Here is a 24,756-nt window from a genome sequence, read left to right as displayed (position 1 = left end):
AGACTCTATGCGTGCCGCCTCAAGATTTCTACGGGCCTTAGGGTTTGCGGGCATTATGGCGGCGGCGCGGGAAAACTCCGCCTCGGCCCCGGCGTAATCCTTCCCGAGGGACGTTCGGCAGGCGTGGAACCAGACCCCTCCGCGCCTGCCTTATTTTTTAAGGCAGACTCTATGCGTGCCGCCTCAAGATTTCCACGGGCCTGAGGGTTTGCGGGCATTATGGCGGCGGCGCGGGAGAACTCTGCCTCGGCCCCGGCGTAATTCTTAACCTGGAAATAAAGCGCGCCGCGCCCGGAATAGACCATATATCGCTGTTCCGCGGAGCGCGCATTGGCCAAGCTGTTTTCAAACTGCTTAAGCGCCTGGCCGGTCCTGCCGGAAAACTGCAATGCCAGCGCCGCGCCGTAGGCGGCTTCATAGCTGCCAGGCTCAAGCCGCTGCGCGCGGGAGAATGCGTCCAGCGCGGCGTCATAGTCGCGCATTTCCAGCCGTGTCGCGCCCGCATTGCGCCAAAGCTCGGAATCCGACGGATGCACGGCAAGCGCGGCCTCAATATCGGCAAGGGCCAAATCGTATTTTTTCAGCGACAGATAAGCCTGTCCCCGGTTTTGCAGCGCGACCGGGCCTGCTTTTACCGCCATCGCATGTTCCCACAGCGAAAGCGAGTCAGCCCAATGCCGCGATTGCATGAACGACAACGCCGCCAGCGCGCAGACGAGCAGCGCGGCAACGCGTCCGCGAAACGCCAGCCCGAACAAAGCGGCAAAGCCCAGGCAGGACAGATAGCTGAATCTGTCATAGCCGTATGATATGGTGCGCGCAAATCCCAGCGTCGGGAAAATAAACGCCGCGTAAACCGCCAGCGCGGGCCATACCGCCGGGAATTTCCGACCGGACCAGGCCGCCGCCGCAATGACCGCGCTGATAACCGCTATATCCCCCCCCGCATTATGAAGCCCGAAATCCGGCGGCATTTCATAAACAGGAGACAGCCCCGTCGGAACAAAAGTTTTCCTGAGATATAATGCCAGTCCGGCAATGGCCTGCGCGGCTTTTGCGCCAAACGCCGCGTCCGCGCCGGAGGACAGCCTGCCCGCGCTTTGCGTCGCCGCAACCGCCATGGCCGCGCCGAACGCCGCGACGGCTAAAAACGGGATTTTTTCCGCCAGCGCGGCGCGGCACTGCGGCCCGTGCCAGCTCCAAAAACGCCAGGTCAGCCGCCGGAGCGGATATATGTCCAGAATAAAAAGGACGGGAAAAAGCGCGGCTTCGCTTTCCCGGCACAATACCGCCGCGAAAAAAGAAAGCAGCGACCAGGCGCGCTTTTCTTTCACATAAAGCAGCGCGGCAAGCAGGGTGAACAAACCGCCGGTAAGTTCCCGCCGCGCGGTAAGCCAGCAGACGGCCTCGGTCCGCAGCGGATGAAGCGCGAAAAACAGCGCGCCCCATAAGGCGGAAATTTCCGGCTTTTCCGCACCGGCTTTGCGGAACAGCTCCGTCAGCAGCAAAAATGCCAGAACCGCATTCAGCGAATGCAGAATCAGCCCGGTCAGGTGATAGCCGAACGGATTAAGCCCCCACAACGTGTAATCCGCCGCGAAGGTAAGCCATGTCAGCGGAATATAATGCGCCGCGTGGAAGGTGGTGAAAACCCAGCGCATGTTTTCGGCTGAAAACCCGCGCCAGGACTGGTTTGCTATGAAATTATACTCGTCGTCCCAATTGAGGAAGCCGCCCGTCAATGCCGGCGAGAAAACCGCGAATGCCGCCGCGAAAATAAAAACCGGCAGCCAGAACCCCGCGCGGGATAACGGCCTTTTATCCACAGATTGACCACAGATTTTCACAGATTGTCCGGACTTTCCCCTTATTATTTTTACGAGGTTGCCTGTGGCCGTCTGCGGCTGAAACTCCCCGCCGTAAAGCGGGAACGCCGGCTTTTAACCACAGATGGCCGCAGACGGCCTCACGCAGGGGCTTTTTCCCGCGCCAGTTCCGCCAGTTTTGCCGGAATGTCGGCCAGCTTCCACCGTTCGCCTTTGCCGGCGTCGCGGCGGCGCTTGAACTCGCATTCCCCGTCGGCGAGGGCTTTTCCCCCGACGACAATGCGGTACGGCATTCCCATGAGGTCGGCGTCCTTGAATTTGACGCCGGGCCGTTCGGCTCTGTCGTCCCAGAGGGCTTCCATGCCGGCCTCGCGGATTTGCGCGGAGATTCTCTCCGCCGCGGCGGAAACGGCGGCGTCCTCGCCTATGGTAATCAGGCTGAATTCAAAAGGCGCAATCGGCGCGGGCCAGATGATGCCGTTCTCGTCGTTATTCTGTTCAATCGCGGCGGCCACTATGCGGGAGACGCCTATGCCGTAGCAGCCCATTATCATGGGTTTTGTCTGCTGGTTCTCGTCCAGAAATTCGGCATTCATCGCCCTGGAGTATTTTGTCCCCAGCTTGAATGTGTGGCCAACTTCTATGCCGCGTTTTACAATCATCGGCTTGCCGCAGCGGGGGCATTTGTCGCCTTCCTGCGCGACGCGCAGGTCCGCAAAGCTGTCCGGCTGATAATCCCGCCCGATGTTGACGTTTACGATATGCGCGTCCGTCTTGTTCGCGCCCGCAATGCCGTTGACGATACCGGCAACTTCGTAGTCGGCGATGATTCTCACCTTTTCGCGCAGATTCATTGGCCCGATATAGCCCACAGCACATCCAGCAATTTTGGTATAGATGTCATCTGTCGCTTTTTCTAGATTTTCACAACCTAGAAAGCGGCGAACTTTATTCTCGTTCGCAGCTCTGTCTCCACGAACAAGCGCCATCACAGGTGTCCCATCTGCCATGAAAAGCACCACTTTTATTAAGGCTCTGCTGCTGACTTTCGGCTTTTGTCGGCTTACGGTACCATTACCTGTGCAAACTATATGTCGCTCTTCCTGTCCTTGCAAATAGCTGACCACATTGTCCACTGTGAACATACCGGGGGTGGGAATCTCTTTGAGCGGCTCCATGCCGGCGGCGGGAGGGAATTCCTCTTTGGCGATTTCGGCCTTTTCCGTGTTGGCGGCGTAGCCGCAGGAGCAGGCGGCTATATTGTCCTCGCCCGTGTCTGCCAGCACCATAAACTCGTGCGAGAAATTGCCGCCGATAGGCCCCGAATCCGCCTCCACCGCCGCGTACCTGAAACCGCAGCGTTTGCAAATCTCGTCGTAAGCGCGGAATACTTTCTGGTACCACTCGGTTGCGCTCTCTTCGGTGGCGTGAAAGGAATAGGCGTCTTTCATGTAAAATTCCCGCGCGCGCATAACGCCGAACCGGGGGCGAATCTCGTCGCGGAACTTAAGCCCGAACTGGTAGAGCATCACCGGCAACTGCCGGTAAGAACGCACATCCCGCCGCACGGTGTTGGTGATGACCTCCTCGGCGGTGGGCGCAAAGCAGAATTCGGCCTTTTTGCGGTCGGACAGGCGCAGCATCAGGTCGCCGTAGACGTCCCAGCGTCCGGTTTCCTGCCAAAGCTCCTTTGGCTGAATGACGGGCAGCCAGACCTCAAGCCCGCCGGCGCGGTCCATCTCGGAACGGACGATATTTTCAACCTTGCGCAAAGCGCGCAGCCCCAGCGGCAGCCATTCGTAAATCCCGCTTGAGAGCTTGCGTATAAGCCCGGCGCGCAGCATCATCTTGGCCGAAACCGCGTCCGCATCCTGCGGCGCCTCCCTTAAAGTAGGCGCAAAATACTGGCTAAGTTTCATAATCCGCTCCTGTTGACACCCAGACTTGTTTCGTATTAGAACCTCGTGCCATCAGCATACCATGTCAATGATGGTTCTTTGATTCCATTAAATCCGATAAATAAACCATGCCTATATTGATAGTTAAGCCCCGGATCCTCATTCCTGCTTGTGAATAAAATAAGTTTAAGGCAATCTTTTGAATTAACGAAACCTCCGCCATCAGCTTTTACTTCAAGAACCAATAAGTTACTGGGTTGGTTTCTGACATGGATAATAATGTCAGGATAGACAAGATCTTTTTTCTTCTCATTCGCATCAATACTCCCGCTTATATTACCTCTATACCTTTTACAGTTCTCGCATTCCCGTAAATCTTCGTGTGTACATTGTCCTTTCAAGTGTTTGATACTATCCTTGTCAAGGGAATGACGATTATACTCCGCATCAACATCATAATCCGGGAAAAGTTCCTGCAAGTAGCTTGCAAGTTTATGGGCAATAGACCTCTCACAGTGATTTTCCAATAAAACTGCGTCTCGCCTGAATAAAATGCCTATTGCGGTAAGAACCCGTGCTTCAACCTCTTTCTTGCTATAACTGGTCGGGATCTTAACGCGCGGCATGGGGGATTTCTCCTTCTCCTAAAATTTTTTGCCAGAATTTATCATGCGGGATGAAGCGGCCTGTTTTCAGATATTTGCGGTAGCGGCGTTCGGCAATGATGGCATCTCTGTTTGATTGAACGGAATCGGATATGCGCGCAGCGTTTGGCGCGCGCTTTTCCTGTAATGAGGAGATGCAGTGTTGCTTTGCATTCATAATCGCATAATTTGCTTCACCGTATTAATTATATCAAAGCGGGGGCGGCTCCGGCGGGATTGGGAGATTATCGTTTATTGCCGCAGGCTTTGCGGTACATCTCGCCGGCGAGGTAGGAGCTTCTGACCAGCGGGCCGGAGGAGACGGCGGCAAAACCCAGTGCCTCCGCCTTTTTCCCCCAGTCGGCGAATTCGGATAGTTCAAGGTATCGCTCCGGCTGGACATGGCTTCTGGACGGGGCGAGGTACTGGCCCAAGGTCAGAATATCGCAGCCCGCCGCGCGCAAGTCGCGCAGGACGGCTTCTATTTCCGGGGCGGTTTCGCCAAGCCCCAGCATTATGCCGGATTTGGCCGGAATTTCCGGCGCGATACGTTTGGAATTGCTGATTACCTCAAGCGAGCGGCGATAGTCCGCGCCTTTGCGTATTTCCGCATAAAGCCGCGGCACGGTTTCCATATTATGCGCCAGCACGGCGGGTTTGGCGGCAAGCACGGTCTCAAGCGGGGCGGTTTGCCCGGCGAAATCGGGAATCAGCGGCTCCACCAGGCATTGCGGCGCGGACTGGCGGATTGCGGTTATGGTTTTTGCAAAATGCGCCGCGCCGCCGTCGGGCAAATCGTCCCGCGTGGGGGAGGTGATGACGGCATAGCGCAATTTCCAGCCGGCGATTGCCTCCGCGATTTTTTCAGGCTCCGTTTCATCCGGCGGCGGCGGGACGCCGCGCTCCACCGCGCAGAACCGGCAGCCCCGCGTGCATATTCCGCCGAGTATAAGGAAAGTGGCCCCCCCCTCGCTGAAGCATTTGCCCTTGTTGGGGCAAAGCGCGTCATGGCAGACGGTGCGCAGCGATTTCGCGGTTATGGAATCGGAGACGGCGCGGGCGGCCTCGCAGCGCAGGGCGGCTTTGTTTTGCGCCACAAGCGCCTTAAGCCATTGGGGAAGCTCTGGATTTGACATAGTTACCGGCACAATTATACCCTTAAAGCGAATATGTCCGCTATAGTTGCCCTTATTCTGGCGGCAAGCCCGGCCTGCGCGCTTTCCGGCGCCGAAGAGTTGTATTTTTCAAGCTGCCCCTATGCTTCGGCGGAGCTTTACTGCGGCCTGGCGGAGGCGTCCAAAACCGGCCTTGACTATCTTAATGCCGCGTATGTGGCGCGCGAAACCGGGGATATAGACAAAGCCGCCGCGTTCATGGACAAGGCGCTTGGCGCGCATCCCGAAAACAGCGAACTGCTGGATTATTCCGCTTCCATAGAGCTTTCGCGCCGGAACTGGGAAAAGGCGCGCTTCCTGCTGGAAACCCGCGCCAAACTGCCGGAGCCGCTGCGCCCGGCGGACCACGTCAATCTCGCCCGCGCATATCTGGGGCTGGGGGATGACAAAACCGCCGAAAAACATTTTCGCGCGGCTTTGGCGCGGGACCGCAACTTCGCGCTGGCATGGTATTTCCTGGCAAAGCTGGCGGAAAGCCGCAAAAACCTGACGGAAGCGGCGAAGTGTTATAGCGAAACCCTTAAAAGCGATTCCCAATTCCTTGAAGCCAGGCGCGACGCCGGCGAGGTTCTGCGCGAACTGGGCGATTATGACCAGGCATGGCTTAACTACACCAAAGCCTCCAATGCCGAGCCGGGCAATGCCTTCCTGAAGCAGCGGCTGGCGGAAATAGCGCCCAAGCTGACAAAAAAGCCCGAACAAATTCTGCCGCCGAAGATAATAGCGCGGCACAGCCGCATCGGGCTGATTCCAGCGCGCGGCTCGCCGTCCATACGGGTGGGGCTTGGCACGGACATGAGCGGCTTGCCGGTATGTGTCAGTTCCATCTCTTTTTCGCCTGCCAACCAGTTCACGGTCAGGGACGGCTCAACCGGCAAAAAACTGGCCACGGGCGCGGGCGGGGAGTTCTGGAGCGTAACGGCCAGCAGCGGCGCGGCGCAGCTTATAAATTCCAGCGGAACCGTGGCGGCGCGGTTTTCAAATTCCATAACCATTCATCAGAGCGAAAAATACGCCCATACCACGATACTGCGCGGGCTTGCCTCCGGCAGCGGCACCGCCTGGGAAAACGCGGCGGACAGGGAATTGCGCGGCGATTTGAAAATAATTTTCAGCAAAAAACGGGACGGGTTCTACGCCGTGAACCTGTTGAATATTGAGGAATACGCCGCCGGAGTGCTGGCGGCGGAGATGCCGGCCTCCTATCCGCTTGGGGCGCTCAAGGCGCAGGCGGTTATGGCGCGCACCTACGCGCTGCATTATTCAAAGGCGGAATTTGCGGACTGGAGTTATGACATCTGCGACGAGCAGCACTGCCAGGTTTATGCCGGCGTCTCAGCCGAGACGCCGCGCACCAACGCCGCCGTGCTGGAAACTCGCGGCCTTGCGCTTACCAGCGGCGGCGGGCCGATAGCGGCATATTTTTCATCCAACTGCGGCGGTTTCACTCAGGACGGCACCTATTCCGGCTGGCCCGCCGCGCCTTATCTGCGGACGGTTTCGGATTATCTGGACTGGCATGACACGCCCGGCTATCCCTATGGTTTTGTGCGCCTGCTCCAGTACACGCCGGACGCTTTCTGCGGGAGCGCCGGCCAGGCCGGCGACCCGCAGTTCCGCTGGACCCGTTTTGTCGCCGAGGCGGATTTGCGCGCGCGCGCCGCCGCGCTGAAAAACATAGGCAGGATTAAGGCGGTTGTGCCGGTGAAACGTTCCGAATCCGGGCATACGGGCAGGCTGCGCATACAGGGCCAGACCGGGGATATCTTCATAGACAACGACTATCCCATACGCAAAATACTGGGTATCGGCGCTTTCAGAAGCTCGGATTTCGTGGTGGAAACCAATTACGGCCCGGACAAGATGCCGGAAAGCTTCATCTTCTACGGCGGCGGCTGGGGGCACGGCGTGGGCTGCTGCCAGACCGGCGCAAAAGGCCATGCCGAAGCCGGGGAAAGTTTTTCGGAAATACTGTCCCACTACTACCCCGGCGCGGAGCTGTCAAACATAGCCGCTCCGTCCGCCTCCGCGAAACAGCCTATTCCTTGATTGTAACGTTGCCCGGAAAGTATTTCTGCAGAATGGTTTTGTAGTCCGCGCCGGAATTGGCCATCGCTTTCGCGCCTTCAATACACAGCCCCCCGCCGTTTCCGGTGCCGATGCCGCGCACAAGCAGCTTTTTTCCTTTTTCAAGCGGTATGATGATATACAGCGGCGAGCGCAGTGTCCCCGCCGACAGCGCATAGGAGATGTTGTCCGCCCCGTCAACCGCCGCTTCGCCTTTGCTGCCGGTGAATTTCGCGGACAGCGCACGCCCGTACTGATTGCGTTTTATTATCTCCACGCCGCGAAATTTTCCGATGTCCCTGCCCAGCCGCCTGGATATTTCAGACGTATCCAGCAGGACGGACCATTTCGCCTGCGCCCATCTGGTTTGGTCCTCCGGCGCGCAGAGCAGGTCCGCCGGCGGGGCCGAGAAAACGCGCAGCGTCAAATCCGCGATGACGGAGGTGGAGTCTTTTACTCCGTAATCCGTCTCCCCGCCGCAAACGGAGTGGAAATCCGCCGCGAAGGCAGCTCCCGGCGGCGAGGAAACCAGCACTTCACCCGTCGTGGCGTCCACTGCGGCCATAACACGGGGCGATTCCGTGTTCGCGCCGCGGTAAACCGCGCAGGCAGGGGAATCGCAGAACTCGTAATGCCTGTCCCGGATTTCGGAACGCAGCGCTACAGCCAGCGCCTTCAGCGTCTCCGGCGGGGTGCCCTGCGCGGCGGATGACAGCAGTCCCGGCAGCAAATCCTCAAGCCGGACAGAGCCGCCGGACAGGAAACCGTTTTCTCCGGCGGAAAATAATATTTCTCCGCGCAATTCGCGGTCGCTCAAATCAATATCGGCGCGGGAGGAAACGGCGTTTTTGAGCAGCAGGCAGTTTTCGGGATTATCGGGGAAATGGCGCATCGCAACCTTGTCCGCGCCGGAAATGACGGTTTCCCCCCAGTTGTCCCGGATATCCATTGCTTTGCGCGCCGGGTTCCACGATAACGTCCATGATTTGACCGGCGGAAGAATCAGCTTCATCCCGCCCCCCTCCACGGTGAATGTGGACGCCGATATAAACTCCACGGAAGACAGCTCCGCCGCCGCGCCGCCGCGTCCGGCAAAGTACGCCATGCGCACTTCCGGCGATTTCACCGAGCGCGGCCCGTGCGGAAGCGGCAGTTTGATGCGGGTATAATACATGTAGTCGGCGGGCCTGCCTTTGAGCTTTTTTGCCAGGGAGGACATTTCCCCGGCAATCTCCCTGTCTCCGGGATCAAACTGGCGCAAAGTTCCGTATGCCTGGTACGCCTCCACCGGCTGTCCGAGTTTTTCGCTTATTTCCGCCTGCAGCCGCTGCGCCGACGGGTTTTGAGAATCATGCAGAAGCGACTGGCGGATGTAGATTAGCGCGGACGGATATTTGCCCTGCCGGAAAAAACATTCAGCCGCCAGATAGGAGGCAAGTCCTATATTATAAGGGTCGCGTCCGTATATGCGCTGGAACTGGGGGAGGGCTTCCCTGTAATCGCCGCGCAAAAAATCCGACATGGCCGCGCCCAGCCGCGCCTCGCCCGCGAAATTCCTGCCTTCGGACAGAGAAAGGGCCGCCATGAATTCCGGCTTTGCGGTCTTGTGTTCCCCCGCCTCCAGCAAAGCCCAGCCGCGCATGAGCCGGCAGAACCCGTCGCCCGGAGCGCAGCTTTCCCCCGCGGAGGCGGCGGAACAAAACTGCATGGCAACTCCGGCGCATAAGAAACAGAGAAAGCGCATATCAGGATTATAGCTGATTCCACTTGAATATTGCGCACTTGCGATGTATACTAGGAGCGAGACCCGGTATCGCCGCTTATCGTGTGCGAATATACGGGCGGGAGGATTTTATGAAACGGTTAGCCCTGACTTTGTGCTTCGCGTGTTTCTGCGGCGTTGCGAGATGCCAGGATGAGAATGTTCCCGGAGATGCGGCTGCCGCTCTGACCGGACAGGGCGCTTCCATGGACACCTTGGTACAGCAATTGCAGGGAATCAATATAAATGGCGCTAACGTGGGGGCATACATCACCACGGTGTCCGCGATGGTAAAGGCCGGAATGGATGCAAATCCTGAAGTTGCGGCGGAGCTTAAGACTGTGGGTAATCAAATTGTTGCGCAACTGGTCGCCAGCGGCGCGGTTCCGCAAGCCACTATAGACACTCTGAAGCAGTTTTTTGCCGCCCTTGGGGGCAAGAATACCGACACCGCCGCTGCAGAGGTGGCAAGCCCCGCCGCTGCGGAGTCCGGCGCCGCCGGGCGGAAAGCAGGCATAGACGGCGGAGTAGGAACTCTTTCCGCAAAAAAAAGATGATTTAGGGTTATTGTCGTCTGCACCCTCCCCGCCCCCGCCGAAAGGCGGGGGTTCTCTTTGCCTTCCGGCCATTGCCGTAGACGGCGGGGGAATTATTTGGTATATTGTTTAATATAGAAACAGTCCGCCGCGAAACCGGCAAAAATTTCAACGATAGTTGAAAAACACTGTCTCGGAGGAGATAATGCAGAACGTTTCCATGAAAACAATGCTTGAAGCTGGCGCCCATTTCGGGCATCAGACCTCCCGCTGGAATCCCAGAATGGGCCGCTATATTTTCGGCGAGCGCAACGGTATTCACATACTGGACCTGGCCAAGACGGCAAAGGAGCTTAAGCGGGCCTGCGCTTTCCTCAAGGAACAGGCGGCCGGCGGAGCGAAATTCCTCTTTGTCGGGACAAAAAAGCAGGCGCAGGAAATCGTCAAGACCGAGGCGGAACGCGCCCAGGTCTGCTGCGTCCACGAGAAATGGCTGGGCGGCACGCTCACCAATTTCGCCACCATCAAGCATTCCATAGACCGGCTGGAAGAGCTTGAAAAGTGGGATGCCGACGGGCTTTTCAAAGCCATCTCCAAAAAAGAGGTTTCCCGCCTCACCAAGGAGATGAACCGCCTGCGCAAGCTGCTTTCCGGCATACGCAAGATGAAGGCCCCGCCGGATGTGATGTTCGTCTCCGACCCGGTGGAGGACATGGGCGCGGTGCTGGAAGCGCGCAAGCTGGGTATCAAAATCGTCGCGGTGTGCGACACCAATTCCAACCCAGACCTTATAGATTATCCCATCCCCGGCAACGACGACGCCGCCCGTTCCATCAAGCTGTTCTGCGCGATGGTGGCCGATTCCATCATTGAAGGCCGCCAGGAAGCGCAGGCCAAGAAAGCCAAGGCCGAGAACACGCAGCCCGCCGAGGCCGGCGAGCAGCCCCAGCCGGAAACCCAGCCGGAGGCCGCCGCCGAAACCGTTGCCGTCGCCGCGGAAACGCCGGCGCCGCAAGCCGCACCGGAAACCGCGCCGGAAACAGCCGTCCAGCCGCAGGCATAGGGCTGCGCCGCGAGAAAAATTGTTTTCTCAGGAGAACGCAATGACTACCACCGTTCAGGGTTCCATTCAGGAAAAAATCATGGTCCTGCGGGAAAAAACCGGCGCCGGCATCATGGACTGCAAAAAGGCGCTGGTGGAAAACGGCGGCGAGGTTGAAAAAGCCGTTGAATTCCTGCGCAAAAAAGGGCTGGCGGATGTGGCCAAACGCTCCGCCCGCACCACCAAGGAAGGCATTATCACGGTTAAAGTCTCCGCCGACGGCAAAACCGCAGTCCTCAGCGAGCTTACCTGCGAGACCGATTTTGTCGCCAAAACCCCGGATTTCAAAAAGCTGGGCGAGGATATCGCCGCATATGTGCTGGCGACCGACAAGCCCGATTACGCCGGCGACGCCAAAATAAGCGAAATGGTGCTTGCCGTAGCTCCCAAACTGGGCGAAAATATCGTTTTCCGCCGCGCCGCCCGCTACGCCACCACGGGCGCGCTGTGGTATTACCTGCACGGCGACAACAAAAAAGCCGCCCTCGTGGAGCTGGCCTGCGACAATACCTCCGCCGACGCCGCCAAACTGCGCGACGCCGCCAAGGAACTGGCGATGCAGATAGTGGCGATGTCGCCGCGCTACGTGGCCAAAACCGATGTTCCCGCCGCGGAAGTGGAAAAGGAAAAGGAAATCTACACCACCCAGGCCAAAAACCAGGGCAAGCCGGACGCCGCCATTGTCAAAATGCTGGACGGCAGAATCAAGAAGTTTTACGAGGAAGTCTGCCTGCTCAGCCAGACCAGCGTGCGCGATTCCAAAAAGACCGTGGAGCAGTATCTCGCGGAGTATACCGCGGGGCTGGGGAAAGTTACGGTCCGGCGGTTTGTCCGCTACCAGTTGGGCGCATAGCTTATGCCAAGACGGGTGCTGCTAAAGCTCTCCGGCGAATCGCTTCAGAACGGCACAGAGCGCGGGATTGACGCCCGCGCTCTTGTCCATATAGCCGAGGAAATCGCCCCGGTGTGCGGCAGGGTGCAGCTTGCGGTGGTTATCGGCGGCGGCAACCTCTGGCGCGGCGCAAAAGACGGCGCCGGCATGATAGACCGCGTAACCTCCGACAACATGGGCATGATGGCCACCATGATGAACGCCATGGCGCTTCAGGCAGCGCTTGAAAAGCTGGGCGTGCCCACGCGGGTTCAGGCCGCGCTTCAGGTGATGCAGCTGGCGGAGCCGTTCATCCGGCGGCGCGCGGTGCGCCATCTGGAAAAGGGCCGGGTGGTCATTTTCGCCGGCGGCACGGGAAACCCTTATTTTACGACAGACACCGCCGCCGCGCTGCGCGCCTCGGAAATAGAGGCCAATGCGCTGCTTAAGGCAACCCAAGTTGACGGCGTTTATACGGCGGACCCCAAAAAGGATCCGTCCGCCACCCCGCTGGCGGAGGTTTCCTACATGGACGCCATCAGCCGCAACCTGAAATTCATGGACGCCGCCGCGCTTTCGCTTTGCATGGAAAACAGAATCCCCATAACCGTGTTCAACCTGCATAAAGACGGCAGCATACTAAAGGCGGTCATGGGCGAAAGAGTGGGAACGCTTATTTCGTAAGAGGTGAAATATGGACGCAAATACCGGAGTTTCCGCCATGATGGCAAAACTGGACAAGGGCATGGCCGAGCATGTGGAACGCCTTCGCAAAGAGATGGGCACACTGCGTACCGGACGCGCCAATCCGCAGCTTGTTGAGGGAATCAAGGCCGAATGCTACGGCTCGCTTATGCCGCTCAAGCAGCTTGGCGCCATTTCGGTCCCGGACGGGCGCACCATAGAAATCCAGCCCTGGGACCCAAGCTCGCTGGAGGCTATAGAAAAGGCTCTCCAGAAAAGCGATCTGGGCGCCTCCCCCGTAAATAACGGCAAGCTGGTCAGGATTTCCATCCCGCAGATGACCGAGGACCGTCGCAAACAGCTTGTAAAAACCATCAAGACCATGGCCGAGGAATTCAAGGTAAAGCTCCGCAACGAGCGGCGCGACGCCGTGGAGCGCGTCAAAAAAGCGCAGAAAACCGGCGAGATTTCCGAGGACGACTGCAAGCGCTTCGAGCAGGCCATACAAAAAGCCACCGACAGCTTCACAAAGAAGGTGGACGAAGTCATCTCCGAAAAGGAAAAAGAGCTGCTCTCCGTATAACACGGGCCCCGACATGCCGCCGCGCCGCCCCAAAAGCGGCGCGGATTTATAATGAAAGACAAACTGCCTCGGCATATAGCCATCATCATGGACGGCAACGGCCGCTGGGCGAGCGCCCGGGGGCTGCCGCGCGCCGCCGGGCACAAGGCCGGCGCGGACGCTGTGGAAAACATAGTCCTGGAATGCTCCAATCTGGGCATAAGGCAGCTTACGCTGTATGCGTTCTCGGCGGAGAACTGGTCGCGCCCCAGGCTTGAGGTCGCCGCGCTTATGCGGCTGCTGGTCCTGTTTCTGGACGCGAAGGCCCGCTTGTTTGAGGAAAACAATGTCCGCCTTGCCGCCATAGGCCGGCTGGACATGCTGCCGGATTCCACGCGCGAAAAGCTGGAGGGCTATATCGCCCGGTTCGCGAAAAATTCCGGCATGACGCTGTGCCTTGCGTTAAGCTACGGCTCCCGGCAGGAGATACTGGACGCCGCCAACGCCGCGGTCCGCGCCGGCAAAACCGTGGACGAGGAAACGTTTTCGCGGCTGCTCTATACCGCCGCCATGCCGGACCCGGACATGATAATACGCACCTCCGGAGAAATGCGGCTTTCCAATTTCCTGCTCTGGCAGGCGTCTTACGCCGAGCTTTACTTCACCCCGGTCCACTGGCCGGATTTTGACGCCGCAGAGCTGCGAAAGGCTCTTGACGAATATGCCCGGCGGGAACGCCGCTTCGGAGGACACTGACAAATGCTGCTGCCCAGAATTATCACCGCTTTAATCGGAATTCCGCTTATGCTGGCCTGCGTCCATTTCGGAGGCGCGCCGTACATGGCCTTGATAGGGCTTGTGATAGTCCTGTCGCTCTACGAATACGGCCTGATGCTCTGGATAAGCGGCAAGCCGGTGCAGCGCGTTCCGCTTATGCTTTTCGGCCTGCTGATGGCAGCCGTGGCCGTGCTGGAGCGGTTTCCGCTGGCCCAGCCGGCGGACCGGTTCCTGCCGGTGTTTATAAACATGACGATACTGGGCATAGTCATGTGGGAGGTATTCTCCCCCCGCCGCTCGGTGGAACGGCTGGCGCTTACGTTTCTGGGAGTGTTTTTCATCCCGTGGACGCTGGCCCATCTTATAAACCTGCGTGATATCCGCCCCGGCGGCGAGTATCTCACCTACATGCTGTTTGTCACCGTATGGTGCGCGGACACTGCCGCCTATTTCGTCGGCAAGGCCGTGGGCAGGCGCAAGCTGGCAGAGGAAATAAGCCCCAAGAAAACCTGGGAAGGCGCCATCGCCGGTTTTTTCTGCGCGCTGGCCGTATCCCTTGCCGCAAAAAACCTGCTGCTGCCGCAAATGCCGTCCGGCCTGGCGCTGGGGCTTGGCGCGCTGGCAGGCTCCGTGGGCCAGATTTCCGACCTGGCGGAATCCGTGGTTAAGCGCAGCGCGGGGGTTAAGGATTCCTCGTCGCTGCTTCCCGGCCACGGCGGCATTCTGGACAGGTTTGATTCTTATATTCTTCTCGCGCCGGTTTATTATTACGCCGCGCTTTTCGGGATGCCCGGATGAAAAACATAGCCATACTCGGCTCCACCGGCTCAATCGGCTTGTCCACTCTGGATGTGGCCGCAAATCTGGGAAAAGAATACCGCGTCTGCGCGCTGGCGGCCCGCTCCAACTGGAAAAAACTGCTGGAGCAGGCCCGCCGCTTCAGGCCGGATTATGTAACGCTCTATGACGAAACCGCCGCGTCCATGCTGGAGGGCAAACTCCCCCCCGGCACGAAGCTGCTGCCCGCCGGGCTTGAAAGCCTCATGGAAATTGCGTCGGGCCCGGGGGCGGATATCGTCGTCAGCGGCCTTTCCGGCGGAATAGGTTTTGCTCCGCTGGTGGCGGCCATCAAAGCCGGTAAAACAATCGCTCTGGCCAACAAAGAACCGATAGTAATGGCCGGCCCCGCGCTTATGGCCGAATGCCGCCGCTGGAATGCCCGCATTGTGCCGGTGGACTCGGAGCCGTCCGCCATTTTTCAGTGTCTGGAGGATAAAGCCGCCGCGTCTGTCTCCCGCATTTTCCTGACGGCGTCGGGCGGGCCGTTTTTTAACAGGAAAGGCTCTCTGGACAATGTCTCGCCCAAAGAGGCGGTTTCGCACCCGCGCTGGAATATGGGCCCCAAAATAAGCGTGGATTCAGCCACCTTGATGAATAAGGGGTTTGAGGCGATAGAAATCTCGGCCCTGTTCTCGCTTGAACTGGAAAAAATACATATACTTATACATCCGCAGTCCATCATCCATTCGGCGGTGGAGTATGCGGACAATTCCGTGCTTGCGCAACTTTCATGGCCGGATATGCGTATACCTATACAGTACGCGATAACATATCCGCAGAGGCGGCCCTCTCCGGCAAAGCCGCTGGATTTGTGCGCCGTAAGCCGGCTGGAATTCTGCAAGCCGGATTTCAGACGGTTCCCCTGCCTCGCCCTTGCGCAGGACAGCGCGCGCAAAGGCGGCGGGCATCCGGCGGTGTTAAGCGCGGCGGACGAGGTTGCCGTAAGCGCGTTCCTCTCCGGCGCGATAAAGTTCACCGATATAGCGCGCGTGGTGGAAAAAACGCTGTCGCGCTACCGCGGCGGCGGCAGGCCCCCGTCCATCCCCGAAGCGGTGGAGATTGACGGCTGGGCCAGGCAGAAAGCCCAGGAAATCATATCATCAGGGGCATACAAAAAGACGGCCCCGGGGAAAGTGAAATGCTGACTTCCGTTCTGGCTGTGATAGTAACCTTCGGACTTGTGATTTTCATTCACGAGCTCGGCCATTTCATACTTTGCCGGCTGCTCAAAATCCGGGTGGAGACTTTTTCGCTCGGTTTCGGCAAGGCGCTGTGGCAGAAGCAGCATGAAGGCACGCTCTATGTCGTGCGCGCCATCCCGCTGGGCGGCTACGTAAAACCCGCCGGCGAGACGCTGGACGACCACAAAGGCGCCCCGGACGAGTATTTCTCGCACCCCTGGTACGAGCGCATCGCCCTCCATCTTGCCGGCCCGGCCATGAATTACCTGCTGGCTTTCGTGCTGTTTACGGCGGTTATCCTGGCTGTGGGCGTGCCGGGCCCGTCGGAGGAGACCGTGGTCGGCGAGATTGTGGAAGACTATCCCGCCTATCAGGCCGGAATGCGCGAGGGCGACAAAATCCTCTCCGTTGACGGCAAACCCCTGAAAGACTGGATGGCCGTGGCCGAGGCTATTCACTCAAAGCCGGGCGTTTCCATCACTCTGGGCTACGAGCGCGCCGGCAAAAAATACGAGGCCGCGCTGACACCCAAAGCCTCCGAAGGAACCGGCTATGTCGGAATTTCCCCCCTCTCGGTAAACAAGCGCAAGGGTGTTGTGGAATCCGTAAAACTGGGCGCCTACCAGTGCTGGTACTGGACAAAATACACAATGGTAACGCTGGCCTCCAAGATATACCACCGGGAAAAGCCGGATGTTGCCGGGCCGGTTGGCATAGTGCATATGGTCAGCAAGGCGGCGCACAGCGGGTTTGCCAACCTGGTGTTTCTGATAGGGCTGATTTCGGTGGCCATAGGCATTTTCAACCTGCTGCCGATACCGATTCTTGACGGCGGGCAGTCGCTTATTTTCCTCTGGGAAGGTATCAGCCGCCATAAGCCGACCGAGCGGGTGTTCCAGGTCGCCAACGCCATGGGGCTGGCATTCCTGCTGTGCGTGCTGCTGTTCGCCACTTACAGCGATATAAACCGTATTTTTGCAAAATCCGCAGCCACCGAGACCGTTAAAAAATGAGAAAGACCCGCGCCGTTTCCGTCGGCAAAGTCAAAATCGGCGGAGGCGCGCCGGTGTCCGTGCAGTCCATGTGCAGCGCGGACGCGCGGGATATAAAGGCGGTCATCGCCCAGTCCCGTCGGCTTGAAGAGGCCGGCTGCGAGATAATCCGCGTCGCCGTCCCCGATATGGAGGCGGCGCAAAACCTCGGCAGGATAAAACGCGCCATAACCGTCCCGCTGGTGGCGGACATCCATTTTGATTACCGCCTTGCGCTGGAAGCAGTGCGCCGGGGGGTAGATAAAATCCGCATCAACCCCGGCAATATCGGCGGAAGGGAGAATGTGCGCGCAGTCGCCCAAGCCTGCCGCGCGGCGGGCGTGCCTGTTAGAATCGGAGTAAACGCCGGTTCGCTGCGCGCGCTGAAAAAAATATCCGGACGCCCTGGATGGACGCCGGAAAAATGGGCGCGCACAATGGTCAAAGAGGCGCTGGAGCAGGCCGCCCTGCTGGAGGAATTCGGCCTCCGGGACATTGTGGTCTCGCTCAAAGCCGACGATGCGGAGCGTACCCTGCTTGCCAACCGCCTGTTCGCGGAAAAATCCGGCATTCCGCTTCATCTGGGCGTAACCGAGGCCGGCAGTTTCCTGCCCGGCGCGGTCAAATCCGCCATAGCGATAAGCGCGCTGCTAAGCGAAGGCATTGGCGGCACCATACGGGTTTCGCTCACCGAGCCGCCGGAAACGCAGGTGCGCTGCGCCTTTGAAATTCTAAAAGCGCTGGGGCTGCGCAAATACGGCCCCGACATCATCTCCTGCCCGACCTGCGGGCGCTGCCGCGTCAATGTGCATGATACCGTGTCCCGGCTGGAAAAAGCTGTTTATTCGGACAGCAAGCTGCGCCGCAAGGCGCAAGGCCTCAAAATCGCGGTGATGGGCTGCGCCGTCAACGGCCCCGGCGAGGCGCGGGACGCCGATTTCGGCATCGCCGGCGGCGACGGCGAAGGCGTCTGGATTGAAAAAGGCGAAATAAAACGCAAACTCCCCCAGCGCGGCTGGCTTGGCGCGATAATCTCCCGTATAAAAAAATCCTGACAGGCTTTGCCCGGAAATCGCAGCTTTATCTGAAGTGAAACCACGCAATGGCGGCAATTGCGGCTATTATGATGGCAAGGAAGAGCCGTCCGCCTCCGCCGTCGGGTTTTAGGGAAGTGTTCTGCGGGTCCATCGCGCCGTCCCGTTCGCGGGTGTCCGGCGCGCGGCGCGCGGGCGGGGCATATTCCTGGTCATTGTCATCGGCAGGGTCAACGGGATGGTCGGGATATGCGGTGTTTTGCGCGGCGGGAGCTTCGGCTGCAGCCGCGCCGCCGCCGTTCAAGGCTTCCAGTGCGGCGGTTACCACTTTTTCGCCGCGCAGCATCACAATCACCGGCGGCACCTGTAGCAGGCGGGACACCTCTTCCAGCGCGGCGTCCGCCGCGGCGGCGGGATTTTCGGGATAGAGTTCCCGCGCGGTTTCCTGCACGGCAATCACAAACGGCTTGCCGCCGTCCAGTTTGGACTTCACCGTGCTCAGAAAAACGGGCAGATTTATTTTCATGCGCCGGATTTGATTTTGCGGATTTCGTCAATAAGCGCGGGGACAATCTCGTGCAGGTCGCCCTCCACCGCGTAATGCGCATGGTCCATAAGCGCGGCCTGCGCGTCCTTGTTGACGGAGATTATCACGTCGGAGGAGGTCATCCCCGCCAGATGCTGCACCTGGCCGGAAATGCCGCAGGCGATGTAGATTTTCGGTTTTACCGTCTTGCCGGTAAGGCCCACCTGATGGCGGTAGGCTACCCAGCCGGAATCCACCGCCGCGCGCGAGGCGCCCACCGCGCCGCCAAGCTCTTTTGCCAGGTCGTGCAGCATGTGGAAGCCCTCCGCCTTGCCCACGCCGCGCCCGCCGGCGACTATGATTTCAGCCGCGCCTATGTCTATCTCGCCGGCCTCCTCCTGCACGAAAGAGACGAATTTCGTCTTTGAGGCGTATTTGGCGGGGCTGAACTTGAAATTGATGACTTCCCCCCGCCGCTTGTAATCCGGCTTTGCCTGAGGATAGGTCAGCGGGCGCAGGCTGCACATCTCCGGGCGGGAATGCGCGCAGGTGATGGTGGCCATCAGGTTGCCGCCGAAGGTGGGGCGGGTTACATGCATAAGCCCGCTGGCTTTGTCTATCACCGCGCTTGTGGCATCGGCGGTAAGGCCGGTATCGCACAGAATGGCGACTTTGGCGGCAAGCGAGCGGCCTATAGTCGTCGCCGGAAGCAGGAATTTATCCGGCTTGTATGTCTTTACGATGTCCGCCAGGCATTTGGCGTAAACATCATCCACGAAATTTTCCAGCTCCGGCGATTCGCAGACATAGACTTTTTTTGCGCCCCTGGCCACCAACTCGCTGGCAAAAGACAGCGAATTGCCGCCCAGCACGACGGCGCACAAATCCGCGCCCAGGTCCGCCGCCAGGGTGGCTCCCACGGAAAGCAGTTCGTAGGAGACGGGATTTATTTCGCCGTGGAGCACCTCGGCATAGCACCAGACGTTTTTATAGGCGGAAATATCCTTGCCGGCGGTTTCGCGCGCGGCCAGCGTTATGGCGTTGAAAAGGTTTTTTTCCGGCGCGTTTTTTGCCAGCGCGGCGCAGGCGGAGGCGCAGGCGCCGCAGAGCGAGCAGGCGCCCTCGTCTATAACCGCAAGCGAGGGATAGGGGACTTTGCCCTTTGTCTCCGTCCGGACGGAATCGGAAGCGGCAAGCATTATGCAATGCTCGGGACAGACTTTAAGGCAGGAGCCGCAGCCGGTGCAGCGGGCTTCGTTGACAGTGATTTTAGCCATCAGACCGCCTTTATTTCCTTTAGTTTCAGCGCGAGGTTGCGCGCCTTTTCTCTGGCGTCCGCGCCGGATATTCTGACGGCGGTGGAGGTGCGCGCCGGCGGCGTAAAGCAGCGGATTACCGCCGTGGGGGAGGCCTGTCCCAGCCGCGCCGCGTCCGCGCCGATGTCGGCGACGGAAAGAGTATTTATGGCCGTTTTTTTAGCCGCCAGCCTGCCTTTGAGCGAGGCGATGCGCGGCGTGTTTATTTCCTTTATGACGCTTACCACCGCCGGGAGCGGCATTTCCAGAATATCGGTCCCGTCCTCCATAAGCCGCTGGACGCGGACTGTTTTTTCGTCCACAGTTTCTATTTTGCGGACGAAGGCGGCGTTTGGCCAGTCCAGCCAGGTGGCGATTTGCGGGCCGATATGCCCGGTGTCGCTGTCGTTTGTCTGCTTGCCGCAGAAAACTATATGGACCTGGCCTTTAAGCTGGGAGATTTTCCTTACGGCGCAGGAAAGCGCGTAGCTGGTGGCCCAGGTGTCGGAGCCGGCAAGCGCGCGGTCGCACAAATGATACACGGCGTCGGCGCCGCGCGCCACGCATTCGCGCAGCACCTCGCCCGCCTGGGGCGGGCCCATAGTCAGCGCGGTTACAGTTGAGCCGGGGACCTTCTCTTTGGTGCGGACGGCTTCTTCCAGCGCGAACTCGTCAAACGGGTTTATGGCCGATTCCACGCCTTCGCGGATGAGGCAGCCGGTCTTCTCGTCCACGGCGATTTTGTCTGTGGCAGGAGTCTGCTTTACGCAAACAAGAATGTGCATATTACTCTCCAGCCGCGTACTCTTTTATAAGCGCGGCGGCGATTTCGTTGCGCTGTATGTGGTTGGTGCCTTCGTAAATCTGTGTGATTTTGGCGTCGCGCATGAATTTCTCAACCGGATAGTCGCGCATGTAACCCAGGCCGCCGCAGAGGCTGACGCAGTCGCAGGTGATGCGCATGGCGGCTTCCGAGCAGAAAAGCTTCGCGATGGCGGATTTTTTCGTCCAGCGGCAGGTCTGGATTTTTTTTAGCTCCTCGTGGACGGTGGTGCCGTTTGACATGGCGGCTTCAACCGCGGGCAGGAATTCCCTGTCCATCGCGGCGGTAAGAGAATGCACCATGGCGCATCCCGCCTCAAGGCTGGCGGACATGTCAGCCAGGGAATGCTGTATCGCCTGAAAAGAGGATACCGGCTGGCCGAACTGTTTGCGCGTCCGCAGATACGGAACAGTCTCGTCCAGCGCCCCGCGGGCTATGCCCAGCGCCTGCGCGGCGACGCCGGGGCGGGAATAATCCAGCGTTTCCTGCACAACCAGCAGCCCCTTCCCCTCGCCGCCCAGCATGTTTTCCGCCGGAGTCCTTACGTCCTGAAAAACGATCTCGTAGGTCGGGTTGGCGCGTATGCCCATCTTCTCCTCTTTTTTGCCGAAGGAGAAACCGGGCGTCCCCTTTTCAACAATAAACAACGTGATTCCGCGCGCGCCGCGCGAGGGGTTTGTGGTAGCGGCCACCGTATAAATCTCCGCTGCTTCGCCGGTGGAAATAAAATGTTTGGCGCCGTTAAGAATATAGGAGCCGTCCGGCTGCTTTACCGCCGCTGTCTTTATTGCCGTGGCGTCGGAGCCGGCCTCCGCCTCGGTGAGCGCGAAAGCGGCCAGCCTTTTGCCGGAGGCCACATCCGGCAGCCATTTCTCACGCTGGGTTTTGCTGCCCCAAAGCAGTATCGGCATCGCGCCCAGCGCGCTGGTGGCAATCGGCAGCGCGATTGCGCCGCAGACGCGGGAGAGTTCCTCCACCGCCAGCGCCAGGTCCGACACTCCGCCCCCCATGCCGCCCAGAGCCTCCGGCAGCCACAGTCCGAACAAGTTCGCCCGGCGGTATTCCTCCACTATTTCCCAGGGGAATTTCTCCTCCGCGTCGTATCTGGCGCGGACGGGCTTGATTTTTTTCTGCGCGATTTCGCGCGCCAGCTCTATCACGGCCTGCTGGGTTTCGGTAATAGTGGTCATGGTGTCAGCCTCTGGAAAGCGCGTTTTTGGCGGCGGACTGCTCCGCCTCCTTCCTGCTTTTGCCCCGCCCGCGGCCAAGCTCGTCCTTGCCCACGAACACGGCGACTTCAAAGGTCTTGTCGTGCTCGGGGCCCACGGTCTGGGTTATCTCGTAGCGGGGAATGGTCTTGCGCGCCTTCTGCACCGATTCCTGGAGTTTGCTTTTGAAATCGGTCTCCTCGGGGAAAAGGTCGGCTTTTTCAAGCCGGCTTTCCACGAAACCGCGCGCGCTTTCATAGCCGCCGTCCACGAATATGGCGCCGATAAGCGCCTCCACCGCGTCGGCAAGAATACTGTCGCGGTTTCGGCCCCCGCCGGATGATTCACCCTGGCCCAGTATCAGATGCTCGCCTATGCCGATATCCCACGCCCACTGCGCCAGCGCGGGGCCGGAAACAAGCCGGGCTTTGAGCTTGGCAAGCCCCCCCTCGTCGCAATCCCGCAGCCGCTGGTAGACGTAATGGGCCGTTATCATGCCCAGAATGCTGTCGCCCAGAAACTCCAGCCGCTCGTTATAGCCGCAGCCGCGATGCTCCGCGGCGTATGAGCGGTGGGTCAGCGCAAGGCGCAATAGCTGCGGGTCCTTGAAGACGTAGCCGGTCTTTTCCTCCAGCATCGGCCCTATTTTTTCGCGTTGGCGGAGATGTAATCCAGCGCTTCGCGCACCGTCTTTATCTTCTCGGCCTTTTCGTCGGGGATTTCCATGTCGAACTCTTCCTCCAGCGCCATGATAAGCTCCACCGTGTCCAGAGAATCCGCGCCGAGGTCGTTTACGAACTGCGCCTCCGGCTTTACTTCCGCCGGGTCCACACCGAGCTGCTCCACGATTATGCTTTTAACCCTTTCGTCTATGTTTGCCACTGCCATGACACCCTCCCGTCCGTTTGGTTTTATAAGTAAAGCCCGCCGTTTACTGCAATCGTCTGGCCTGTTATATAGGCCGCGCCGTCACCCGCCAGAAAAAGCGCCGCCGCCGCAACATCTTCCGGCGAGGCGAACCGTCCCAGCGGGATTACGGAAAGCATCTTTGTTTTTACGTCTTCCGGCAGGGCATGGGCCATTTGCGTGTCCACAAACCCCGGCGCGACGGCATTTACCAGCACATTGCGCGAGGCGAATTCCCTGGCCATGCTTTTGGTAAGGCCTATAAGGCCCGCCTTTGCGGAAGAGTAGTTGGCCTGCCCGGCATTTCCCATCTGTCCCGCGGCTGAGGAGATGTTTATGATTCTGCCGGAGCGGCTGCGCATCATTATTTTAAGCGCGGCGCGCGACATCAGGAACGCGCCTTTGAGATTTATGTCCAGCACGGCGTCCCAGTCCGCCTCGCTCATGCGGACGGCCAGATTGTCCCGCGTTATGCCGGCGTTGTTGACCAGAATATCCGGCCCGCCGATTCCGGCGGCGGCTTTTATGACGGCGTCGCAATCCGTGGCGCGGCTTACATCGGCCCTGAGGCCCAGGGTTTTGACCTCGTATCTGTCCGCCAGTTCCTGCGCGGAGCGCTTTGCGGACTGCTCGTCCACATCGCATAAAACGATATTGGCGCCCTGCGCCGCCATCGCGCGGGCTATGGCAAGGCCTATCCCGCGCCCTCCTCCGGTTATCACCGCGGTTTTGCCGGATAATGTCATGAAACCGCCTCCCCCGCCTTGCAGGTTTCCGCAAGCCGCTGCGCGGCTGCGCGGATTTTCTCGTTTACCGAGGCTGCGGCTATCATGCGTGCGGCGTTCACCGCGTTATATACCGCGCTTTCGCCGGAGCGGCCATGGCTTATTATCACCGCGCCGTTTACTCCCAGAAGCGGAGCGCCCCCGGCTTTATCAGGGCTTATCGTCTTTTTTATGCCGGCGAAAACAGGTTTGGCCATCAGCATTCCCAGCGAGGCGGGAATGCTTTTTGACACGCCGTCCTTTATAATCTGCATGACCGCCTTGGCGGCGCCTTCGTAAAGTTTCAGCGCGATATTGCCGGTGAACCCGTCGCACACCACGACATCGGTTTTGTGGAACGGGATATCGCGCCCCTCCACCGGACCGGCGTAGTTGAGGCCGCTGGATTTCAAAAGCGGTATTGCTTCCTTTACAAGGGAGTTTCCCTTGGTCTCCTCCTCGCCCACGCTGAGAATGCCGATTGACGGGCGGGAGATGCCGGTAAGCTGCTCCATATATATGGAGCCCATCAGCGCGAAATGCAGTAGGTGCAGCGGTTTGCAGTCCGTGTTGGCGCCGGCGTCTACCAGCAGGGTGAGGCCTTTCACGGTCGGCAGCGCGACGGCTATGGCGGGGCGGGAGATGCCCTTGATGCGGCCCAGCGTCATGAAGGCCGCCACCATCGTAGCCCCGGAGTTTCCGGCGGACACCATGGCATCCGCCTTGCCTTCCTTGATAAGCCCGGCGCAGACCATGACGGAGCATTCCGGCTTGTCCTTTATTTCCTGGACAGGCTCCGCCCCCATGCCGGCAACGCCTTTTGCGGGGACTACGCAAACTCCGCGCGTCGTCTGCGGCGAGATGCGCTTTACGGCGGCATTGATCTCCGCCTCGTCCCCGACAAAGGCGATTTCCACGCCGAAATCCTTCGCGGCGCGCAACGCTCCGGCGATGTTCGGCTCAAGGCCGAAGTCGCCGCCGTGGGCGTCTATGGCGATTCTCATCTTGCTGGGTTATTTGGCCGGCGGAGCGGCCTTGTCCTTCTTTTCCTTTTTGGGAAGCACCACTTTGTCCTTGTAGTAGCCGCAGGACGGGCAGACGCAGTGCGGCTGCCTGTTCACCCCGCAATTGGGGCATTTGGAAAGGGAACCAACCACCAACTTCCAGTTTTGCGCCCGGCGTGTGTCCCGGCGGGCTCTGGTATGGCGTCGTTTTGGGTTTGGCATGGTCCGGACTCCTTGCTT

26 protein-coding genes are annotated in these 24,756 nt (G+C 59.3%); 11 read left to right on the top strand and 15 right to left on the bottom strand.

All coding sequences use genetic code 11. The annotated features are described in order from the left end of the window. Positions 1-53: 53 nt before the first annotated feature. The 5 genes from WC421_02705 to lipA all read right to left on the bottom strand — a co-directional run bounded on the left by WC421_02705 (position 54) and on the right by lipA (position 5,504). Positions 54-1,826, bottom strand: coding sequence for a tetratricopeptide repeat protein (locus tag WC421_02705; protein ID MFA5161131.1), 1,773 nt, complete (start codon positions 1,824-1,826; stop codon positions 54-56). A gap of 140 nt (positions 1,827-1,966) precedes the next feature. Then, a complete protein-coding gene (locus tag WC421_02700; protein MFA5161130.1) occupies positions 1,967-3,745 on the bottom strand; it encodes a proline--tRNA ligase in 1,779 nt (592 codons plus the stop codon). A 35-nt stretch (positions 3,746-3,780) separates the two neighbouring features. After that, complete coding sequence (locus WC421_02695; protein MFA5161129.1) at positions 3,781-4,350, bottom strand: hypothetical protein; 570 nt, start codon at positions 4,348-4,350, stop codon at positions 3,781-3,783. Then, a complete protein-coding gene (locus tag WC421_02690; protein MFA5161128.1) occupies positions 4,337-4,546 on the bottom strand; it encodes a hypothetical protein in 210 nt (69 codons plus the stop codon). Before WC421_02690 ends, WC421_02695 begins: the two co-directional genes overlap by 14 nt. Positions 4,547-4,613: 67 nt before the next feature. Next, the gene (gene lipA / locus WC421_02685; protein ID MFA5161127.1) at positions 4,614-5,504 is read right to left on the bottom strand and encodes a lipoyl synthase; all 891 of its coding nucleotides are present in this window, start codon (positions 5,502-5,504) and stop codon (positions 4,614-4,616) included. 33 nt (positions 5,505-5,537) lie between these two features. Here lipA and WC421_02680 point away from each other — a divergent pair, with 33 nt between their 5' ends. Further along, complete coding sequence (locus WC421_02680) at positions 5,538-7,592, top strand: SpoIID/LytB domain-containing protein (GenBank protein ID MFA5161126.1); 2,055 nt, start codon at positions 5,538-5,540, stop codon at positions 7,590-7,592. Here WC421_02680 and WC421_02675 read toward each other — a convergent pair. Further along, positions 7,582-9,354, bottom strand: a complete 1,773-nt coding sequence (locus tag WC421_02675; GenBank protein ID MFA5161125.1) for a SpoIID/LytB domain-containing protein — start codon at positions 9,352-9,354, stop codon at positions 7,582-7,584. The two genes, WC421_02680 and WC421_02675, sit on opposite strands and share 11 nt — an antisense overlap. Positions 9,355-9,464: 110 nt before the next feature. Between WC421_02675 and WC421_02670 the strand changes: the two genes are divergently transcribed. The 10 genes from WC421_02670 (at position 9,465) to ispG (ending at position 18,011) form a co-directional block, all read left to right on the top strand. Then, positions 9,465-9,929, top strand: coding sequence for a hypothetical protein (locus WC421_02670; GenBank protein MFA5161124.1), 465 nt, complete (start codon positions 9,465-9,467; stop codon positions 9,927-9,929). A 199-nt stretch (positions 9,930-10,128) separates the two neighbouring features. After that, on the top strand, positions 10,129-10,971 hold the full coding sequence (rpsB, locus tag WC421_02665) for a 30S ribosomal protein S2 (GenBank protein MFA5161123.1): 843 nt from the start codon (positions 10,129-10,131) through the stop codon (positions 10,969-10,971). A gap of 40 nt (positions 10,972-11,011) precedes the next feature. Beyond that, positions 11,012-11,863, top strand: a complete 852-nt coding sequence (gene tsf / locus WC421_02660) for a translation elongation factor Ts (protein ID MFA5161122.1) — start codon at positions 11,012-11,014, stop codon at positions 11,861-11,863. 3 nt (positions 11,864-11,866) lie between these two features. After that, positions 11,867-12,565, top strand: coding sequence for a UMP kinase (gene pyrH, locus WC421_02655; GenBank protein MFA5161121.1), 699 nt, complete (start codon positions 11,867-11,869; stop codon positions 12,563-12,565). Between the two features lie 10 nt (positions 12,566-12,575). Next, positions 12,576-13,148, top strand: coding sequence for a ribosome recycling factor (gene frr, locus WC421_02650; GenBank protein ID MFA5161120.1), 573 nt, complete (start codon positions 12,576-12,578; stop codon positions 13,146-13,148). Positions 13,149-13,199: 51 nt separating this feature from the next. Continuing rightward, the gene (locus tag WC421_02645) at positions 13,200-13,883 is read left to right on the top strand and encodes an isoprenyl transferase (protein ID MFA5161119.1); all 684 of its coding nucleotides are present in this window, start codon (positions 13,200-13,202) and stop codon (positions 13,881-13,883) included. Between the two features lie 3 nt (positions 13,884-13,886). Beyond that, positions 13,887-14,702: a phosphatidate cytidylyltransferase gene (locus WC421_02640; protein ID MFA5161118.1), complete on the top strand. Its 816-nt coding sequence runs from the start codon at positions 13,887-13,889 to the stop codon at positions 14,700-14,702. Next, the gene (gene dxr, locus WC421_02635; GenBank protein ID MFA5161117.1) at positions 14,699-15,889 is read left to right on the top strand and encodes a 1-deoxy-D-xylulose-5-phosphate reductoisomerase; all 1,191 of its coding nucleotides are present in this window, start codon (positions 14,699-14,701) and stop codon (positions 15,887-15,889) included. The genes WC421_02640 and dxr overlap by 4 nt, the downstream gene beginning before the upstream one ends. Further along, on the top strand, positions 15,883-16,938 hold the full coding sequence (rseP, locus tag WC421_02630) for an RIP metalloprotease RseP (GenBank protein ID MFA5161116.1): 1,056 nt from the start codon (positions 15,883-15,885) through the stop codon (positions 16,936-16,938). The genes dxr and rseP overlap by 7 nt, the downstream gene beginning before the upstream one ends. Next, on the top strand, positions 16,935-18,011 hold the full coding sequence (ispG, locus tag WC421_02625) for a flavodoxin-dependent (E)-4-hydroxy-3-methylbut-2-enyl-diphosphate synthase (GenBank protein ID MFA5161115.1): 1,077 nt from the start codon (positions 16,935-16,937) through the stop codon (positions 18,009-18,011). The genes rseP and ispG overlap by 4 nt, the downstream gene beginning before the upstream one ends. Positions 18,012-18,036: 25 nt before the next feature. On the opposite strand, the gene WC421_02620 is transcribed toward ispG, so the two are convergent. From WC421_02620 to rpmF, 9 genes are read right to left on the bottom strand one after another with little or no spacing between them, the layout of a single operon-like run. Further along, positions 18,037-18,516: a hypothetical protein gene (locus WC421_02620; protein MFA5161114.1), complete on the bottom strand. Its 480-nt coding sequence runs from the start codon at positions 18,514-18,516 to the stop codon at positions 18,037-18,039. Continuing rightward, on the bottom strand, positions 18,513-19,793 hold the full coding sequence (locus tag WC421_02615; protein MFA5161113.1) for an FAD-binding protein: 1,281 nt from the start codon (positions 19,791-19,793) through the stop codon (positions 18,513-18,515). The genes WC421_02620 and WC421_02615 overlap by 4 nt, the downstream gene beginning before the upstream one ends. Next, positions 19,793-20,596 carry an electron transfer flavoprotein subunit beta/FixA family protein gene (locus WC421_02610; protein ID MFA5161112.1) on the bottom strand — a complete coding sequence of 268 codons (804 nt, stop codon included), beginning with the start codon at positions 20,594-20,596 and terminating at the stop codon, positions 19,793-19,795. The genes WC421_02615 and WC421_02610 overlap by 1 nt, the downstream gene beginning before the upstream one ends. A 1-nt stretch (position 20,597) precedes the next feature. Then, positions 20,598-21,824, bottom strand: a complete 1,227-nt coding sequence (locus WC421_02605; GenBank protein ID MFA5161111.1) for an acyl-CoA dehydrogenase family protein — start codon at positions 21,822-21,824, stop codon at positions 20,598-20,600. 4 nt (positions 21,825-21,828) lie between these two features. Continuing rightward, positions 21,829-22,479, bottom strand: a complete 651-nt coding sequence (gene rnc, locus WC421_02600) for a ribonuclease III (protein MFA5161110.1) — start codon at positions 22,477-22,479, stop codon at positions 21,829-21,831. A gap of 5 nt (positions 22,480-22,484) precedes the next feature. After that, positions 22,485-22,724, bottom strand: a complete 240-nt coding sequence (gene acpP, locus WC421_02595; protein ID MFA5161109.1) for an acyl carrier protein — start codon at positions 22,722-22,724, stop codon at positions 22,485-22,487. Between the two features lie 29 nt (positions 22,725-22,753). After that, positions 22,754-23,494: a 3-oxoacyl-[acyl-carrier-protein] reductase gene (gene fabG / locus WC421_02590; GenBank protein ID MFA5161108.1), complete on the bottom strand. Its 741-nt coding sequence runs from the start codon at positions 23,492-23,494 to the stop codon at positions 22,754-22,756. Further along, positions 23,491-24,516: a phosphate acyltransferase PlsX gene (gene plsX / locus WC421_02585; GenBank protein MFA5161107.1), complete on the bottom strand. Its 1,026-nt coding sequence runs from the start codon at positions 24,514-24,516 to the stop codon at positions 23,491-23,493. Before plsX ends, fabG begins: the two co-directional genes overlap by 4 nt. 9 nt (positions 24,517-24,525) lie before the next feature. Further along, positions 24,526-24,738, bottom strand: a complete 213-nt coding sequence (gene rpmF / locus WC421_02580; protein ID MFA5161106.1) for a 50S ribosomal protein L32 — start codon at positions 24,736-24,738, stop codon at positions 24,526-24,528. Positions 24,739-24,756 lie beyond the last annotated feature (18 nt).

Source organism: Elusimicrobiales bacterium (assembly GCA_041651175.1).
Lineage (GTDB): Bacteria > Elusimicrobiota > Elusimicrobia > Elusimicrobiales > Elusimicrobiaceae > JAQTYB01.
This window is presented reverse-complemented; position numbering and strand designations above follow the sequence as displayed.